The 19,823-nt window shown below is 30.1% G+C and carries 18 protein-coding genes; all 18 read right to left on the minus strand.

Annotated features, from left to right (window positions below; genetic code table 11):
- Positions 1-15 precede the first annotated feature (15 nt).
- Complete coding sequence (locus DQN46_RS04455; RefSeq protein WP_111743164.1) at positions 16-1,164, minus strand: CCA tRNA nucleotidyltransferase; 1,149 nt, start codon at positions 1,162-1,164, stop codon at positions 16-18.
- 60 nt (positions 1,165-1,224) lie between these two features.
- On the minus strand, positions 1,225-2,409 hold the full coding sequence (locus DQN46_RS04460) for an acetate/propionate family kinase (RefSeq protein WP_004631942.1): 1,185 nt from the start codon (positions 2,407-2,409) through the stop codon (positions 1,225-1,227).
- A gap of 199 nt (positions 2,410-2,608) precedes the next feature.
- Entirely contained in the window at positions 2,609-3,988 is a 1,380-nt protein-coding gene (sufB, locus tag DQN46_RS04465; protein WP_111743734.1) for a Fe-S cluster assembly protein SufB, read from the minus strand.
- A gap of 35 nt (positions 3,989-4,023) precedes the next feature.
- Positions 4,024-4,455, minus strand: a complete 432-nt coding sequence (gene sufU / locus DQN46_RS04470; protein WP_111743165.1) for a Fe-S cluster assembly sulfur transfer protein SufU — start codon at positions 4,453-4,455, stop codon at positions 4,024-4,026.
- Positions 4,445-5,674, minus strand: a complete 1,230-nt coding sequence (locus DQN46_RS04475) for an aminotransferase class V-fold PLP-dependent enzyme (protein WP_111743166.1) — start codon at positions 5,672-5,674, stop codon at positions 4,445-4,447. Before DQN46_RS04475 ends, sufU begins: the two co-directional genes overlap by 11 nt.
- Position 5,675: 1 nt before the next feature.
- Complete coding sequence (gene sufD / locus DQN46_RS04480; RefSeq protein ID WP_111743167.1) at positions 5,676-6,962, minus strand: Fe-S cluster assembly protein SufD; 1,287 nt, start codon at positions 6,960-6,962, stop codon at positions 5,676-5,678.
- A gap of 1 nt (position 6,963) precedes the next feature.
- A complete protein-coding gene (gene sufC, locus DQN46_RS04485; protein WP_111743168.1) occupies positions 6,964-7,707 on the minus strand; it encodes a Fe-S cluster assembly ATPase SufC in 744 nt (247 codons plus the stop codon).
- Positions 7,708-7,961: 254 nt separating this feature from the next.
- Positions 7,962-8,714 carry a C39 family peptidase gene (locus tag DQN46_RS04490; protein ID WP_224207391.1) on the minus strand — a complete coding sequence of 251 codons (753 nt, stop codon included), beginning with the start codon at positions 8,712-8,714 and terminating at the stop codon, positions 7,962-7,964.
- Between the two features lie 150 nt (positions 8,715-8,864).
- Positions 8,865-9,728 (minus strand): DMT family transporter, encoded by an 864-nt coding sequence (locus DQN46_RS04495; protein ID WP_111743170.1) that lies wholly within the window; start codon positions 9,726-9,728, stop codon positions 8,865-8,867.
- Complete coding sequence (locus DQN46_RS04500; protein WP_111743171.1) at positions 9,712-10,863, minus strand: glycerate kinase family protein; 1,152 nt, start codon at positions 10,861-10,863, stop codon at positions 9,712-9,714. Before DQN46_RS04500 ends, DQN46_RS04495 begins: the two co-directional genes overlap by 17 nt.
- A 516-nt stretch (positions 10,864-11,379) precedes the next feature.
- Entirely contained in the window at positions 11,380-12,243 is an 864-nt protein-coding gene (locus DQN46_RS04505; protein WP_224207392.1) for a polyprenyl synthetase family protein, read from the minus strand.
- Positions 12,233-12,433, minus strand: a complete 201-nt coding sequence (xseB, locus tag DQN46_RS04510) for an exodeoxyribonuclease VII small subunit (RefSeq protein WP_111743172.1) — start codon at positions 12,431-12,433, stop codon at positions 12,233-12,235. Before xseB ends, DQN46_RS04505 begins: the two co-directional genes overlap by 11 nt.
- Positions 12,433-13,692: an exodeoxyribonuclease VII large subunit gene (gene xseA / locus DQN46_RS04515; protein WP_111743173.1), complete on the minus strand. Its 1,260-nt coding sequence runs from the start codon at positions 13,690-13,692 to the stop codon at positions 12,433-12,435. Before xseA ends, xseB begins: the two co-directional genes overlap by 1 nt.
- Before the next feature lie 13 nt (positions 13,693-13,705).
- Positions 13,706-14,101, minus strand: a complete 396-nt coding sequence (nusB, locus tag DQN46_RS04520) for a transcription antitermination factor NusB (protein WP_111743174.1) — start codon at positions 14,099-14,101, stop codon at positions 13,706-13,708.
- 13 nt (positions 14,102-14,114) lie between these two features.
- Positions 14,115-14,420, minus strand: a complete 306-nt coding sequence (locus tag DQN46_RS04525; RefSeq protein ID WP_004631918.1) for an Asp23/Gls24 family envelope stress response protein — start codon at positions 14,418-14,420, stop codon at positions 14,115-14,117.
- 153 nt (positions 14,421-14,573) lie between these two features.
- Positions 14,574-17,198 carry an alanine--tRNA ligase gene (gene alaS, locus DQN46_RS04530; protein WP_111743175.1) on the minus strand — a complete coding sequence of 875 codons (2,625 nt, stop codon included), beginning with the start codon at positions 17,196-17,198 and terminating at the stop codon, positions 14,574-14,576.
- 278 nt (positions 17,199-17,476) lie between these two features.
- On the minus strand, positions 17,477-17,842 hold the full coding sequence (locus tag DQN46_RS04535) for a S1 RNA-binding domain-containing protein (protein WP_111743176.1): 366 nt from the start codon (positions 17,840-17,842) through the stop codon (positions 17,477-17,479).
- Positions 17,832-19,808, minus strand: a complete 1,977-nt coding sequence (gene tkt / locus DQN46_RS04540; protein WP_111743177.1) for a transketolase — start codon at positions 19,806-19,808, stop codon at positions 17,832-17,834. Before tkt ends, DQN46_RS04535 begins: the two co-directional genes overlap by 11 nt.
- Positions 19,809-19,823: the final 15 nt, after the last annotated feature.

Consider the following 19,823-nt stretch of genomic DNA (forward strand, 5'->3'; position numbering starts at 1 on the left):
GCTAATTATTTATTATCACTTTATTTTTAAAAGAAAATCTATAATTTCTTCTTTTCTATTATTCAGCTTGTTTAAAAGTATATTTTTTTCTATTTGACTTATTATATCTTTAATCCATGGCCCTGGTTTTAAATTAATTGTATCTATAATCTCTTTTGAAGTTATTTCAACATCATAAAAAGAATGTATTTTCAATCTAATATTAGCTATATATTCTGTTGTATAATATTTAAATAATTCTGAAACAAATTGAACATCTTCTTTTTCATGTTTATACAAAATAAGTTCTAAAGGCGTATTACTATCTAAAGCATATTTTATATTTTCATATTTCTTAATTTGTTTTATTTCAATATTTGATAATTTCAGTTTTTTCAGCTCAACTGAATCAATATTGTTAAAATAAGATAAATAATATAAACTCTGAGTAAAAGTATAAGGAGATAAGTCTTGATAAGTTTTTATATATTTTAAAAAAGGAATGTACTTATGTATTTCACTTGAAATCAATTTTTCTAAAGAATTTTTACATCCCACACCAGCTAATAACTTTTTAAATTCGCTTACTATTCTCTCTACTGATACAAATTCAATTAACTTTGCATTTTTTTTAATAGCAAAAAAAGTACTTTCTTCTATTTCAAAATTTAGTTTCGATGAAAACCGAAATGCGCGCAACATACGAAGCGCATCTTCATAGAATCTCTCACTTGGGTTATTTACCGTTCTAATTACTCCATTCTTCAAATCAGTTACACCATTGTGAAAATCATATATTCCCCCTCTAGAATCCATTGCCATAGCATTTATGGTGAAATCTCTTCTATCTAAATCTTCTTTTAGATTTCTCACAAATTCTACTTTATCCGGCACACGATGATTACTATAATCAGATTCAGTCCTGAACGTAGTAATTTCATAAGCTTCTCCTTTGAATATTACTGTAACAGTCCCATGTTGCAAGCCTGTATCAATAGTTTTCCCAAATATTTCTTTTACCTGTTCGGGTAATGCATTGGTAGTTACATCTATATCTGAAAAGTCTACATCCAGTAAATAATCTCTAACACATCCACCTACGAAATATGCTTCATAGCCATTTTTTTCAATTATTTTTAAAATATCTATAGCTTTACCAAATTTTTGTTCAAATATATTTTGCATACTATCCTTTCTTAATTTAAAAAGGCTGGAGAAAATCCCCCAGCCTTATCATTTTAAAATTTATTTAGATAAGTTATATGTATCGCGAGCGATCATAACCTCTTCATCAGTCGGAATAACAAATGCTTTTACTTTAGAATTTTCTGTAGAAATTTCTGCAACTTTGCCTCGAACGTTGTTTTTCTCTTTATCTACTTCTACTCCTAAGAATGTTAGACCTTCTAATACTTCTTCACGTACCCACGTTGCGTTTTCTCCAACACCTGCTGTGAATACAATGGCATCTACTCCATTCATTGCTGCTGCATAAGCTCCGATATATTCTTTAATTCTATTAATATAAACCTCAACAGCTTCTGCTGCATATGGATTTGTATCTCTTACATCTTCTATATCACGTAAATCAGATGATAAAGCTGAAATACCTTTAAGTCCTGATTCAAAGTTGAAAATACGAACGATTTCTTCTAAAGATAATCCCGTTTTTTTAGCAATATATGGTATAGTTGCTGGATCAATATCCCCTGTTCTAGTTCCCATTACAAGCCCTGAAAGAGGTGTGAATCCCATTGATGTATCAAATGATTTTCCATATTTAACAGCACATATTGAAGCTCCATTACCGATATGGCATGAGATAGTTTTAAGTTCTTTAGGGTCTTTTCCTAATAATTCTGCCACCTTCTCACTAACGTATCTGTGACTTGTTCCGTGTGCACCATATTTACGAACACCGTATTTTTCGTAAAATTCACGAGGAACTGCATACATATATGTTGCTTTTGGCATACTTTGGTGGAATGCTGTATCAAATGTTAATACGTTTGGTACTCCTGGTAGTTCTTTTTGGAATGAACGTGCTCCTTTTATATTAGCTGGATTATGTAATGGCGCTAAATCCTCTATAGAATCAACTTTTGCTAATTCTTCATCTGTAACTAATACTGATGAATCATAAAATTCCCCACCATGAACTACACGATGTCCAACTCCTTCAATTTCTTTAACATCATTAACTATTCCTAGTTTAGTTAATTTTTCAAGTAACATTTCTATTGCTACATCATGATTAGGAATATCTAGTGTTTCTTTAATTTTTTCACCATTGTATTCAATAGTAAACATACTATTTTCAATTCCTATTCTTTCAACTAATCCTTTAGTAATAACCTTTTCTTCAGGCATTTCGAATAATTGAAATTTTAATGATGAACTTCCTGAATTAATAGCAAGTATCTTTGTCATAAGTATATATCTCCTCTTACTTTTTTACATTATATTTATTATTATCTCATTAATTACATACAATTACAAGACTTTTTGTTAAATTAAATAATAAAAATCGATAACTGGAATACGTTTACTTTATTCTAGTTATCGATTTTTAAAATATTAGTCTGTTTATCTCTTTTACAAAAGTATTTATGAAAATTCTTAGACTATTTTATCCTATTGATCCTTCCATTTCAAATGAAATTAATCTATTTAATTCAACAGCATATTCCATTGGAAGTTCTTTTGTAAATGGTTCAATGAATCCCATAACAATCATTTCAGTAGCTTGTCCTTCATCAAGTCCTCTACTCATTAAATAAAATAGTTGCTCTTCAGAAACTTTAGACACTTTGGCTTCGTGTTCTAGTGAAACATTAGAGTTCTTAATTATATTATACGGTATCGTATCAGAGGTTGAATATTCATCCAAAATTAATGTATCACATTCTATATTAGAACGAGAGCCCTCAGAATCTTTTCCAAAGTGAATCCACCCGCGATAGTTGACTTTACCACCACGACGTGACATAGATTTTGAAACAACTGTCGAAGATGTACGTGGGGCTAAATGAATCATTTTTGAACCTGCATCAAGAACTTGTCCTTCACTTGCCATTGCAATAGACAATGTACTTCCGCTTGCGCCCTCACCTACTAATACACATGCTGGATATTTCATAGTGAGTTTAGAACCTAGGTTTCCATCAACCCACTCCATTGTTCCATTTCTTTCAACAATTGCACGTTTTGTAACTAAATTATAAACATTAGTTGACCAGTTTTGAATAGTTGTATATCTAAAGCGAGCATTTTCTTTAATAAAAATTTCTACTACAGCAGCATGTAGTGAACTTGCAGAATATGTAGGAGCTGTACATCCTTCTACATAATGAAGAGAAGAATTTTCTTCTATGATAATTAATGTACGCTCAAATTGTCCCATTTTTTCACTATTAATCCTGAAATATGCTTGAAGAGGTGCTTCTATAGATACATTTTTAGGGCAATAGATAAATGAACCACCTGACCAAACTGCAGAATTTAGAGCTGCAAATTTGTTGTCATTAAAATCAACCGCTTTTGAGAAATATTGTTTAAAAATTTCTTCATGATTTTTAAGCGCTGTATCTGTATCTTCAAAAATAATACCTTGCTCTTCAAATTGTTTATGCATGTTATGGTAAACAACTTCAGATTCATATTGAGCAGATACTCCTGCCAAGTATTTTTGTTCAGCTTCTGGAATACCAAGTTTTTCAAAAGTATTTTTGATTTCTTCTGGAACTTCATCCCAAGAACGTTCTGTCTTTTCTGAAGGTTTTACGTAATATGTCAGATCTTCAAAATCTATTTCCGATAAGTCTCCACCCCAAGTCGGCATTGGCATTCTATAAAATTCTTTTAAAGCGTTAAGACGAAATTCTAACATCCATTGTGGTTCTTGTTTTCTTTTAGAAATAGTTTCTACTATCTCTTTTGTAAGTCCTTTTTCAGTTTTGAATATAGAAACATCTCTGTCATGAAATCCATACTGATACTCGGTAAACATTTCTTCATTTTTATTCAATCCTATCACTCCTTTTTCTATTTCTTATTATCTTCTAATATTTTTTCTGTAATCTTCCATGCTAGCGTAGCACACTTTACCCTAGCTGGAAGTTGCGATATATTTTGCAAAGCAATACTATCTTCTAGATTTTCTTCATTGAATTCAGTTCCCATAATCATATTTAGAAAATCATGAATTTTTTCATTTGCTTTTTGCACTGATAAACCTTTTAACTCTTCTGTCAACATTGAAGCAGAAGCTAATGATATTGAACATCCTGTACCTGTAAATTTAATATCTGTAATGACATTATTTTCTATTTTCATACTCACAGTAATTTTATCACCACAAGAAGGATTCAGCATTTCTAGCTTATAACTATCACTTAATTCCCCATTATTACGCGGATGTTTACTATGATCCATTATTACTTGTTTATATAAATCCTTTAAATTACTAAAACTCATTTTCAAAAAACTCCTTTGTTTCTTTTAGAGTTTGAATAAAGAAATCAACTTCTTCACGTGTATTATAGAAATATAAACTAGCACGTGCAACTGAATACACTTCTAATTTTCTTAGTAAAGGCTGAGTGCATTGATGTCCTGCACGAATACAAATTCCTTTCTCATCTAAAAAACTTGTAAGATCGTGGGGATGAACACCTGATAAATTAAATGATACTAGTGACACTCTATCTTTTGCATTTTTTGGACCATAAATTTCTATATTCTCAATTTTAGATAATTCAGAATACATATATTCTGTTAACTCTTTTGTATATTCTTCAATATTATCTAAACCTACAGCTTCTAGATATTTAATTGTGGCACTTAAACCTGCAGCTTGCGCTAAAAGAGGCGTACCTGCTTCAAATTTATCAGGAAGCTGAGCCCAAGTAGCTGAAGTTTCATCAACAATGCCTATCATTCCCCCACCAAACTCTACAGGATTGAATTTTTTTAGTAAAGATTTTTTACCATAAAGAACTCCAATTCCCGTAGGCCCACACATTTTATGAGCACTAAAAGCAAGAAAATCACAATTCATTTCAGATACATCAAGTTTCAAGTGTGGTACTGATTGGGCAGCGTCTACTACAAAATAAATATTTTTATCTTTCAGTAAATCTCCAATTTTATATACTGGATTAATAGTGCCTAGTACATTTGATGCATGGCAAATCGAAACTACTTTTGTTTTTTCAGTAATATATTCTTCTAACTGTTTTAAGTTAATTTTCCCTTCTTTATCAAACTCTAAATATTTTAAAGTCAAATTTTTACGAAGAGCCATTTGTTGCCAAGGAATAATATTTGCATGATGTTCCATATATGTTAATATAACTTCATCGCCTTCATTTATATCTTGTTCTAACATACGTACAATAAAATTTATACTTTCTGTAGTCCCACTTGTATAAATTATCTCTTCATAACTCTGAGCATTTATAAAGTTTTTAACTAACTCTTTAGATTCTTCATATATTTTTTCAGATTCATCTCCTAAAGTATAGACAGAACGATGGATATTCGAATTATAATTTTTATAATAATCACTAATTGCATCAATTACTTGGATAGGTTTTTGTGTCGTAGCACTGTTATCCAAAAATACTAAATTGTTATTACGAATTTTTCTCTTCAATATAGGAAAATCTTCCCTATAACTATATAAATTTCTCATTTTATTCACTCTCGTTATTATTGATTTTTTGATCTATTAATACAGTAACCAAGTCTTTAATCTTATCGACTGTTAATTCAGCAATAACAGGCGATAAAAAACCATGTACTAGTAATCTACTAGATTCTTTTCTTGTTAAACCTCGACTTTGTAAATAGTATAATTGTTCTTCATCAATACGCCCTAATGATGCTCCATGACCGGCCATAACGTCATTTTCATCAATTAATAACATTGGATTAGCATCGGCTTTCGCATCAGATGATAAAGTTAACATTCTAGAACTTTGATACGCATTAGAACCAGTTGCTCCTTTCACGATAAAACCTACACCGTTAAAAACAATATGTGATTTATCTAAAAGTACACCATGTTGAAGAATATCACCTTTAGAACTTAAACCTTGGTTAACTACCTCACTATTAAAGTAAGTTTTTTGCTCTTTTACTCCTAATGTCACAATTTTAAGATTAGCTTCTGAGCCATCTCCTAAAATATTTGTAGTATTATCATGATAAACATCAGCTTCGTCCATTGCAGCCACATTCCAATTAATTAAAGAATTTTTAAATGTTAATCCTCGTCGTAAAATAGTGCCACGTTTTTCTCTAGGTTGATTTGTAATAGAACTGTAGTTTATTTTAGCTCCTTCATGTGTTACAACTTCTGCTACAAAGCTAAATGGTGCTTTATCCTCTTTTGTAGTATTAATATAATTTTCAATAAAATTGAATGTTGAATTTTCTCCTACATTAATTGTAACATGATTAAATAAACTTTGTTCTTTGTCAGAAATCACAATATATTGAAGTGGTTCTTCAATAACAATATTTTCCTTTACATCAATAAATAATCCCGCATTCAATAATGTATAATGAACAGCTGTTACTTTGTTTTCAGCATAATCTACCACACTCATAAAGCTATCTTTTATATGATCATCATTCATTGCAGAAAAAATATCTTTAATAATTACTTTATCTCTATATTTTTCTGGAATACTAACATGAACTACTGTATTGTTTTTTTGAACTATTGCAAAATCATCTTGTTCAAGACCATAATTAGAAATATCAAGTGTATTCATCTCTTCTAGACGTAATGTAGAAAAATCTATATTAAATAAATTCCAGCTATCTAAATTCATAGACTCTAATTTAGGAAATGGTAATGTATAACTTCTGTATAACGCTAATTTTCTAGTGTTTAAAAACCAAGTTGGTTCTTCTGTATTAGAAAAAATATTTTGCAAAGTTTTTATACTAAGTTTTAATTTGTTATTTTCCATATTACTTGACCTCTTCTTTTAACCAATCATATCCTTCTTTTTCTAAGCGAAGTGCAAGCTCAGGTCCACCTGTTTTTACAATTTTGCCATCCATTAGTACATGAACAAAATCCGGTTCGATATAATCTAATAATCGTTGATAGTGAGTAATAATTAGACAACCAAAATCTTCTCCACGCATTTTATTAACACCTTTAGAAACTATTTTCAAAGCATCAATATCTAATCCAGAATCAATTTCATCTAAAATTGCAAATTTTGGTTCTATCATCATCATTTGTAAGATTTCATTACGTTTTTTCTCTCCACCAGAAAAACCATCATTAACATAACGTTGAGACATTTTTAAATCCATTTCTAAAAATTCCATTGTTTGATCTAATTTTTTAATATATTTCATCAATGGCATATTTTCATCACGTTGTGCATTAATAGCTGATTTAATAAATTCAGAGGTTGGTACTCCCGGCACTTCTGATGGGTACTGCATTGCTAAGAAAAGACCTGCGCGTGCTCTTTCATCAACTTCCATCTCAAGAACTTCTTCCCCATCTAGTAAAATACTTCCACCATCTACTTCATACTTAGGGTGCCCCATTATTGCAGATGCTAACGTTGATTTTCCAGCTCCATTCGGTCCCATAACCGCGTGAATCTCTCCAGATTTAATTTCTAAGTTTAATCCTTTTAGTATATTCTTTTCATTTATTGATACTTGTAAATCTTTAATATCAAGAACTGACATGTTTATTCCTCCATATTCTATAAAATTTAGTCACCAAATAAAATTTTTAGTTAAAATTTTAAATTGTTACTCCATATTAACATGTTTTATTATAAACTTTTTTGTATTAATTATCAAATTATTGGTTTACCAAGTATATAGCGTTTTACAAACTAAAAATTCATAACTAAATTAAAACAAAATATACCATTTTCATTCATAAAATTATCTATTTTCATAATAACATAGGTATGGCCCAATAATTTAAAATATTACTATTTAGAGAATTCCCACATTGCTATTATTTCAGTTTGTAATTCATCATAAGACCATGTCTTTAGCGTACGATTATAGCTATTCGGATCGTTTATTATATAATTCCCATTATTATCTTTACCTACTATTAAAATAATATGTCCAACAGTAGTAAATTTTCCAGGCCGAACGGATGTAATTATAGGATTACTTCTATCAACAGCCTCATCAATTGATACTTTTGATAATGATAGTTTTATTGATTTTAAATTATACTTGTTTGCTATGAAATCAAAGAAACTCCATTTCGTGCCTAATGATGTAAAGTATCCATTTGCATTTTCTATTTCTGAAATTTGTTTTGGTGTAATAGTTTCATCTTTTAACATACCACTTAATGCCATAGCAACCACTGTGGGTCCACATCCTCCTATAGCAACATTAGTTCCACCCAGAGCATCATATGCCCAACGTCTATCCCATTGTACGTAATATGGATATTTTCTTTTCAGTTCAACAGTTTCTCCATATTCAAAAGGAGTCCCCTGCTGGCCATTTAAATATCCTAATATATATTCTTTGGTATCTTTGTTATTAGCATATAATTTTTTTTCAGTATCAGGTAATTGATTTTTTTGTAAATATATAAGTTGACCTAATAAGTTATAATGCGTATTTTCAAAAAGATTTTGATCAACTTCTTCACTTTTTACAATAAACGGTGTTGGATGTTGTGCTCCTCGTATTCCATCTCTCGCTTTTATTTTTTCCATATTTTTTTTGACTAAATTTTCATTTGTTTGAGTATTATTATATTGAAAGAAGTTTTTATAATTATGATAAAAAAATAAAATAATCGATAATAAAACTATTCCGCAAATTATACTAATAATATTGTCTTTCTTCATACATATGTTACCTTTCTATTTCGATCTTAAAACTAAAACTATACCTACACTAATAACAATAACATAACCAATAAAACTCTGAAAATCAGGTATTTCTCCTAAAACAATAAATCCTAAAATACCTGAAAATACAACTTGTGAATAATCAAAAGCTGCTATATTTTTTGCCGCCGCATATCTATAAGCAAAAGTTATTCCATACTGTCCAATAGATGCACTTGCACCTGCTAAAATCAACATTGAGAGCTGATAAAACGTCATTACATGATAATCAAAAATTAAATATGGTAATAACATTAATGTTGATGTTAATGAAAAAAAGAATATGATAAATTCTCCAGATATATTATGTGTTCCTAAGTATCTTACACAAGTATATGCCATACCAGCAAAAAGAGCTCCGACTAATGCGGCTAATGCACCTGTGCTTATTAATCCACTTCCACTAGGTTTTATTACCAACATTACTCCCAAAAAAGCTACTATTACCGCTCCTATTTGAAAACTAGTCATTTTTTCTTTAAAAAATATATAAGATAAGATTAGAATTACAAAAGGAGATAACTTTTGAATTATTGAAGAATCTGCTAAGCTTATATGAGTAATTGCATAAAAATTCAAAACTAAACCTATAGTTCCAAATATAGAGCGTCCTACTAAAACAGCCCATTCTTCTTTGCTCTTTGGTGTAGTTATATTAAAACGATGTTTAAATAATGGAATTGCAGATATAATAGCTGCTATAATATTTCTGAATATTCCCTTCTGCATAGAAGGTAAATCTCCTGAAAGTTTTACAAATAAAGACATAAGCGAAAATCCAAACCCTGCCATTATAATGCAAAAAATCCCCATTAAAATATTATTTTGTTTTTTCATAAATAAACCCTAATAAAGCACAAAGCTGCTCCATAGTCCTTTCTACATTTTTTGCTGCATTCTCTTTTATCATTGCTTTTTCTAGTGTACAAATACCCCTTTGTATAGAAAATGATGCATCAATAATAGTTTTTTCTTCATGGCTTAGTAAATCTATTTCATCATCTCTAATACTTCCAGCTAAAAAAATTACTTTTTTATTATATTTTTTTGCAATTTTTGCAAGTTCAATAGGTGCTTTCCCCATAAAACTTTGTCTGTCTAACTTACCTTCACCTGTAATAAGAATATCAACTTCCGATATTTTCTTTTCTAGATTAAGATAATCTATCATAAAATTAGAACCCTTTTTTAGGTTAGAATTAGTAAACATGAGAAAAGCATATCCTAACCCACCAGCAGCACCACTTCCTGCTATATGAGACAAGTCCTTAGAATATTTTTCCTTAATTATATTTGAAAAATTCTTCACATAATTATCTACAATTTCAAATTCATCATCTTTTAATCCTTTTTGTTTAGAATAAATATAGGTAGCTCCCTTTTTACCATGTAAGGGATTAGTGACATCACATATTATGGTGAAGCTAGCTTCTTTCAATTCATTATTAATATCTTCTTCAACGCTTACTATTCTCTTCAAATCACTGATTCCGTGTTTACAGTATTTTCCATTTTCATCAGTAAATTTATAACCAAGTTCGGTTAACATTCCTATTCCGCAATCATTAGTTGCTGATCCACCTAATCCTATTATATAATGCTTTATTCCTTGTTTTAATAAATATTTTATAAGTTTTCCTAATCCAGCAGTCGTTGTTCTATATGGATCTTTTTCTTCGTCAGTTAAATGCTTTAATCCTATTATTTCTGCTACTTCTATTACTGCTTCTTTTCTGTAATTGTTAATTAAATACTCCGCTCTTATTTCTTTTCCTAAAGCATTAACTGTGATAAAATTTTCTTTAGTAAAGTCTTTAAATAGTGCTAAAAAACCATCTCCACCATCCGCTATAACTTGGCTACTAACATTAACATTAGGTATAATCTCGCAAATTTTTTTAGTAACAATCTCCCTGAGTTCTTCAGAAGAAAGAGATCCTTTAAACTCATTAATAGCAACTAAAATGTCCATTTTAAACACCTCTTTTTCATGTTAATTATGATACTCTAAAACTATTTTATCATCTATTATACTTTTTTAAAATACTCTACGTTATAATTTTTATTCTAAAATGTTATATATAAAATTTACATAAATACTTTAAATATAGTCCTTTTTTTAGTATAATGATTATGTAAAGTGATTTGCACTTTATAGAGAACTTTGAATAATATTCAGAGTTGGGCTAAATTTATTCTTAACTTAGTTAAGAAATAATACAGTTTTGAATTATACATTGCAGTACAAACTACTTTTAATAAAGTAATCCTCATGTTTGTGCCAGTAAGCTGCATTTATATCATAATATATTATAACTAATTAATGCCCTCTTTCTCTAGGTTTTAATATTTAAAACTGTATAGCACCACGAAGTTTACCCCTAAACTATCGTGGTTTTTTATATCTATACTATAAACTAATCTTTATAATATATAATACAAAATAAAATGATTAGCAATCGTTTTATTGATTACTAATCATTTTTTCTTATTTATTTCTTTTTAATAAATAATTAGAAAAATCTTCTAATTCACAATTTTTTAATTTTCTCGCTATTTCTATGGCTGATGTAGTATGTTTCTCTAATAACTCTTCGCATTGTTCAATACCATAAAAACTAAGATAAGTTATCATATCCTCATCACTCGGTAACTTACCGATATTTTCAAAATCTCCATAATAATCAAGAATATCATCTTTAATTTGATATGCTATTCCTAATTCTTTACCAAAAGAATTTATATCACTTAATTCTTCTACTTTACCTGCAATTTGACATGCAAAATCAAGAGGTAATTCTATTAGTTTTCCTGTTTTTAAACTATGCATTCTACGAAGATAGTCTGCATTAACCTCATACTCTTTTTGCTTAATATCGTAAATTTGTCCTGCAATCATTCCCATTGCCCCAGAATAATTAGCAAATTGAGAAATTAATTTTACTTTTAAATCTGGTTTAATATTAGAATTGCTTAATACTTCAAACGCCAAGGTTAACATAGCATCTCCTGTAAGTACCGCAACATCTTGTCCAAAGACTTTATGATTAGTTAATTTTCCCCAACGATAATCATCGTTATCCATTTCTGGAAGGTCATCATGAACTAATGAATATGTATGAACTAATTCAATTGCTAATGCCACATCAAAGTATTCAGCAAAATCCTCTCCATAATATTTTAATAAATATAAAAATGATAATGGACGAATTTTCTTACCATCATTAACTAAAGAATAAGAAATAGATTTTTTTAACAATTCTGGCATATCTGTTTTTTCTATATACTTCTTTGCAAAATCGTTTAGTATATCTTTATTTTCATCTATAAAAACTTGAAATTTATTCATCATTTTTGAAATCCTTAGCTAATTTTGTTACTTCCTTCTCTGCATTTTCTATAATAATATTACAGTTTTTGATTAGTTCTATACCTTCTTTATAACGATTAAGAGAATCTTCTAAAGATAAATTCCCTTCTTCTAATTCTAGAACTATTTTTTCTAAATTTATTAAATTAGTTTCGAAATTCTCTTTAGCCATTATTTTACTCCTTCTTCTATAATGTCAGTCACTTCACATTCAACTATTCCATCTATTAATCGAATCGATAAATTATCTTTTCTATTAACCTCATGTATTGACACTATTTTTTTATTATCTGAAAACGTAATAGAATAACCCTTTTTCAAGATGTTAAGAGGAGAATTTGCTTCTAAACGTTCCACTTTTCTAGAAAATTTCTCTTTATGCTTTACCAAAACATCTATATTTTTTATTTTTTCACAAGTATATGATAAGTTAAGTTTCTTATCTCTTAAGTTACTTTCAATTACTCTTGATAAATCTCGCTCAAACAATAATATTTTTTTTCTGTATTCAACATAAATATTGTCATAATTTTTAAAATATGGATTCTCTATACTATTTTGCACTCTATTTTTATAACCTTGTATAATAAAATTTATTCTATTATATAATTTATCTTTATTAAAATTTAATCTATTTTTTATATCCTCAATATTTGGTGTTACGAGTTCTGCTGCGGCTGTAGGTGTAGAGGCCCTCTTATCTGATACGAAATCAGCTAAAGTTGTATCTGTTTCATGTCCTATTCCCGTTACTATCGGAGTCTTACAATTAAAAATTTCTCGAATTACTTCTTCTGTATTAAAACTCCACAAATCTTCAATTGTACCGCCTCCACGACCCAAAATAATTACATCATTATTATCCTCATCGGCCAACTTAATATTTTTTACAATATCTTGAACTGATGCCTCACCTTGTACAAGTGTAGAATAAACATTTATGTTAGCGATAGGGAAACGACGTTGAATAGTCCTTGTTATATCTTGAATAGCAGCACCAGTTTGGGCTGTTATCACTCCGATATTTTGGCTAAATTTGGGAATTGATTTTTTGTACTGTGGTGCAAATAACCCCTCTTTCTCAAGCTTTTCTTTTAGTTCTAAAAATTTTTGATACAGTTCACCTATACGATCTTTTCTTATATCCATTACTAGAAGATTATACTCTCCTCTAGGATAATAAAAATTGACTTTTGATTTTATTAAAACTGTATCGCCATCTTTAAATTCAAGATTTTTAGCCCCAAACCACACAGCATTTATTCTTGTATTCTCATCTTTTATAGAAAAATACATATTATTATTATTATGTAGTTTCAAATTTGAAATTTCACCTTTTATATATATTTCACTTAAGTATGGATCTAGCAAAAATTTTTTTTCTATATATTTATTTAAGGCTGTTACAGTTAAATATGTTCTTTCTTCCACTAGGTTTTACCTCTTATTTTGTTGAAGTTTCTACTATACCTTTTAAAACACCATTGATAAATTTATAGCTCTCGTCCTTTTCACTATACTTTTTAGATAACTCCACCGCCTCATTGATAGAAACCTTATATGGAATATCACTATGTAATATTTCATATGCTGAAATACGTAATATCTGTCTATCCATTTTAGAAAGACGTTCAAGTTTCCAATCTTTCAAATTATTACTAATTACATTATCAATTTCCTCAAGTTTATCAATAATTTCAGTTAGAGTATTATTAACATAGCTGCTATTAGCTATCTCTTCTTGTTCTAGTTCTAAAAGTTCCTTATAGTCTAACTCCGTGTTTTCTATTTGGAATAAGATCTTAAATACAGCTTCTCTTAATTCGTGTCTACTTTTCATTAAAGCCTCCTAATTAAAAATCTATTCCTAATACATTAACATTGACACTTTTCGTAGTAATTTCAGTCATGTTGAAAATAGAATTTTTTACATTCTCTTGAATTTTACGAGCTGTTTTCGCTACACCATAACCTGATTTCATATTACAATAAACGTCTATAATTAATTCATTATCTACAAATTCTAATTCTACTCCACGTGAATAAACTTTTTTACCTAATAATTTTGAAACTCCTTCTACTTCAGTTGCTGCAATATTTGCAATAACACTTAATGCACTTGGATTTATTTCTACTTTTCCTAATTTTTTATTTTCCATTTCCTTATTCCTCCTAAGTTTATTTTATGTAAAACGCGTTGCTTAACATAAAATGATTATATCCCTATTATTATACCATATTTAACGAAAAAAAGGGAGTAAGATAACGTAAATTTATTATCTTACTCCTTTTAAATTTTATCATAATATCGATTAAATATTAGATAGTAATTCTTCAAATGCTTTGTTTATGTTGTCTTTATTTTTAGCACCCGCTTGAGCCATGTCAGGTCGTCCTCCACCACGACCATCACACACTGTTGCAAGCACATTAACAAGTTTTCCTGCATTATATTTATCTGTGATAGCTTTATCAACTGCTACAACAAAATTAACTTTATCTTCATTAATAGATGCAAAAGCAATAACATAATTTTCTAGTTTTGATTTAGCATTATCTACAAGTTGTTTTAAGTGATTCATGTTTTCTGATTCAACAACACTTGTTAAAACATTAACACCATTTATCTCTTTAATATCATTAACTAAGTTGTTTAATTCAGCATTAGCAATTTTTTGTTGAAGAATTTCTTTTTCTTTAGTTAATTTTTTAATTTCTACTTGTAAACTAGAAACTTTTTCAATAACATTAGCTGAATTTGCTTTTGTTAATTTTTCTACAGAACGTAGAGTTTCTTCTTGTTTTCTTAAATATTCATAAGCAGCTTTCCCTGTTAAAGCTTCAATTCTACGGACTCCAGCAGCAACACCTGATTCAGAAACTATCTTGAAAATTCCAACCTCACTACTATTTGCATTGTGTGTTCCACCGCATAATTCTATAGAATAATCTCCTATAGAAACAACACGTACTACATCACCGTATTTTTCACCAAATAATGCTTGAGCACCAAGTTTTCTAGCTTCAGCTATAGGCATTTCTTCTGTTTTAATTTCTAAAGCATTCCAAATTTGTTCATTAACTTCTTGTTCAACTCTCTCGATTTCTTCTTTAGTTAATGGTGCAAAGTGTGTAATATCAAATCGTAATTTGTCATCAGTTACTAATGAACCTGCTTGTTTAATATGCGTTCCTACTTGTTGACGAAGAGCCTCGTTTAATAAGTGAGTTGCAGTATGATTTTTCTCAATATTTAATCTATAATTTCTATTAACTACAAGTTCATATTCATTTCCTACAAGAAGTTCTCCTTCAACGACTTTTACAAAGTGAATATGGCGTTTATCAGGAAGTTTTTTAACATCTAGAACTTCTCCTTTGAAGCCTAGTGCTATAATCTCTCCGCGGTCCGCTACTTGCCCACCACTTTCAGCATAAAATGGTGTTCTTTCAAAGACAACTTTCACTACATCTGTTCCTGTATACTTATCTAATAGATTATCCTCTTTATCTACAATTGCAAGTAGTTTTGATGATTTTTCTATTAATTGTGTATAACCAACAAATTCGCTGTCTCCTATAATTCTATTGTATAAATCTGACTGAACTTGCATTGATGAATCATCATGACGAGATGCACGAGCACGTTCTTTTTGTTTTTCCATTTCTTCATTGAAACCATCAATATCAACTGTTAACCCCAATTCTTCTGCATATTCTTCTGTCAATTCAATTGGGAATCCAAATGTATCATACAGTTTGAATGCATCTTCCCCAGAGATAACTTTTGTTGTATCTTTTACTTCGTTCGCAATATTAGTTAAGATTGCTTCTCCTTCATGAAGTGTTTCATGGAATCTGTCCTCTTCTTTAAGAATCACATCTTTAACGAAGCTTACACTTTCCTTAACATTTGGGTAGTAATCAATCATAATTTCAGCTACTATGTCAGTAAGTTTATACATAAATGAACTATTTAACCCTAAAATTTTTGCAAATCGTACTGCACGACGTAATAAACGACGAAGTATATAACCACGACCTTCATTTGATGGAAGAGCTCCATCTGCAATTGCAAATGCTACTGTTCGTATATGGTCTGCGATAACTTTAAACGCTACATCTTGTTCTTTGCTAACACCATATTTTGCTCCAGATAATTTTTCAATTTCTCGAATAATTGGAATAAATAAATCTGTATCAAAGTTAGTAGGCACATCTTGAAGAACTGAAACTATACGCTCAAGTCCCATTCCTGTATCTATATTTTTTGCAGGAAGTTCTGTATATGTTCCATCTGCATTATGATTATATTGACTAAATACAACGTTCCAAACTTCAAGATAACGATCATTTTCTCCACCAGGATACATTTCTTCTTTTGGAGACCAAGTATCAGCTTCTGGCCCGCGATCATAGAAAATTTCAGTATTCGGTCCTGATGGTCCTTCTCCTATATCCCAAAAGTTTCCTTCAATACGAATAATTCTGTCTTCCGGAAGCCCGATGACATTTTTCCAAATATCATATGCTTCTGTATCTTCTGGGTGAATAGTTACTGATAATTTTTCTTTTTCTAAAGCTAGCCATTTTTCAGAAGTTAAAAATTCCCATGCCCATGCAATAGCTTCTGGTTTAAAATAATCACCAATAGAGAAATTTCCTAACATTTCAAAAAATGTATGGTGACGCGCAGTCTTACCAACATTTTCTATATCATTTGTACGAATTGATTTTTGTGAGTTAGTAATTCTAGGATTTTCTGGAATTTCACGTCCGTCAAAATATTTTTTTAATGTTGCTACCCCCGAGTTAATCCATAATAATGATGGATCATCTACTGGCACTAACGAAGCACTAGGCTCAATCTTATGACCTTTTTCTACAAAGAAATCCAAATACATTCTTCTTATTTGTGTTGATGTTAATTGTTTCATTTTTTTCTCCTTTCAATTAAAAAAATCCCTTGTGTAAATATATTACACAAGGGACGACTATAATCGTGTTACCACCCTAATTTGAGCTATGCTCCTCATTAGTTTTTATAACGGCTTAACTGCCGATGAAGCACTATATAGGTAGCATAAAAGTTATATTATGAATCTTTTTCACCACTAGACTCTCTCTAAATATAATATTACTAACTTCTAATTCCTAAACTTCATTTATTATTTAGATACATTATATACAGTTCTAAAACAAATGTCAATAGATTTTACTTAGAATTTCTTATTTCTAACAACGCTTTCTTTTGCCAAAGTTTCATATTTTGTTTTAAAGTATCAAAACCATATTCGAAATTCAACGTATCTAAACTGTTAATTTCTTTCTTAGTTATCTTTTTATGATTAAAGTTAAGAGTCGCATTTATTTTATTATCTTTTATCGATAATACCTTTACTTCTAATACTTCATCTTGTTTAATGTAACTTCCTATATCAAAAATAAAGCAATTTGTTATCTCTGAAATATGTATCAAACCTACTTGACGGTCTCGTGTTTCAAAAAATGCACCATACGGTTTAACTGCTGTTATTTTAACTTTAATTATATCACCAGGTTGTATTTCTTTATAGCTCATTTTTTATTCTCGCTACTACTTTTTCAACACTAAATCCATATTCTTCAATAACTTTATTTGCTGGTGCTGACGCTCCAAACTTATTAATACCAATTGCTAAACCATCAAGCCCTACGTATTTATACCAAAGAGCAGTGTTCCCCATTTCTAATGATACACGACGACGTATACTGCGTGGTAATAAAGCTTCCTTATATTCGCTAGTTTGTTCTTCAAATAATTCAATAGAAGGCATACTAACAACACGTACTTTCATACCTTCTTTTTCTAATTCTTGAGCAACACTTATTGCCAGTGCTACTTCTGAACCAGTTGCGATTAAAATTGTATCAAAATCACTTGAAGTTTCATAAACAACATATGCTCCTTTTGCTACTTTTTCAAATGATGAATTTTCTAAAACTGGTAAATTTTGACGTGTAAGAACTATCGATGTTGGTTTATCGTTAATATTTTGTGCTAAATACCAAGCTGCTTGAGTTTCTGTAGCATCTGCTGGTCTGAATACATATGTATTTGGAATAGTACGTAAAGATGCTAAGTGTTCAATTGGTTCATGCGTTGGACCATCTTCACCAACAGCAATACTATCGTGTGTAAATACATATGTTACAGGTAAGTTTTGTAGCGCTGATAATCTTAACGCAGCTTTTAAATAGTCAGAAAATACAAAGAATGTTCCTCCAAATACGCGCACTCCTCCATGTAACATCATTCCGTTAAGTACTGTCGCCATTGCAAATTCACGAACTCCAAATTGGATATTACGTTCAGTACGATGAGCATCATCTTGAAGACCGTCACCTTTAATAAACGTCATGTTAGAGTGAGAAAGGTCTGCTGAACCTCCAAAGAATGTTGGTAAAACTTTAGCAATACTGTTAATTGCATCTTGAGATGAATTACGAGTAGCTTGAGCTTCTCCGACATTTTTAAAACTGAAGCTTTCTTTAGAAAGATGTTTAATATCTTCTCTTGATAGTACTTCTTCTAATTCAGCAGCTAACTCTGGGAATTTTTCTTTATATTCATTATATAATTTTTCCCATTCATTATTCGCAGTTTCCCCACGATCTGCAACATTAACTTTAAAGTCTGCATATACTTCTTCTGGTATTTCAAATGGTTCATAATTCCAACCAATTTCTTTTCTGAATAAAGCTGTTTCTTCTTCTCCTAACGGTGCACCGTGTACACCATTAGTTCCTTGTTTATTTGGAGATCCTGCTCCAATAATTGTTTTAACTTCAATTAATGTGGGTTTATCTGATTGTTTAGCTTTTTCTATAGCAACGTTTACTGCTTCAACATCAGCACCATCTTCTACCAATATAGTGTTCCAACCATATGCTTCATATCTATTGCGAACATTCTCACTAAAAGCGTCTCTTGTTTCACCATCTAAACAAATATCATTAGAATCATATAGAACCACAAGTTTATTTAGTTTTTGTACTGCTGCAAAACTTGCTGCTTCAGAAGCAACACCTTCCATAATATCTCCATCACCACAAATTACATAAGTATAGTGATCGAATAATTTATATCCTTCTTTATTATATTTAGCCGCTAAATATCTTTCCGCAAGAGCCATTCCTACTGCTGTAGAAATTCCTTGCCCTAATGGTCCAGTAGTTGCATCAACACCTTTTGTATGTCCAAATTCTGGGTGCCCAGGAGTTTTAGAACCCCATTGTCTAAAGTTTTTAACTTCTTCTAAAGATACATCCTCAAATCCTGATAAATGTAATAAAGAATAAAGCAGCATCGAACCATGACCTGCAGAAAGAACAAACCTATCTCTATTTATCCAATCTGTTTTTTTAGGATTTACTCTAAGGTGTTTAGCAAATAATGAATAAGCCATTGGCGCAGCTCCCATAACAACTCCAGGATGTCCTGATTTTGCTTTGTTTATAGCATCAACACCTAATACCTTAATAGCGTTTACTGATTGTTGTGACATATTAATGCCCTCCTA

This window comes from Gemella morbillorum (genome assembly GCF_900476045.1).
Classification (GTDB): domain Bacteria; phylum Bacillota; class Bacilli; order Staphylococcales; family Gemellaceae; genus Gemella; species Gemella morbillorum.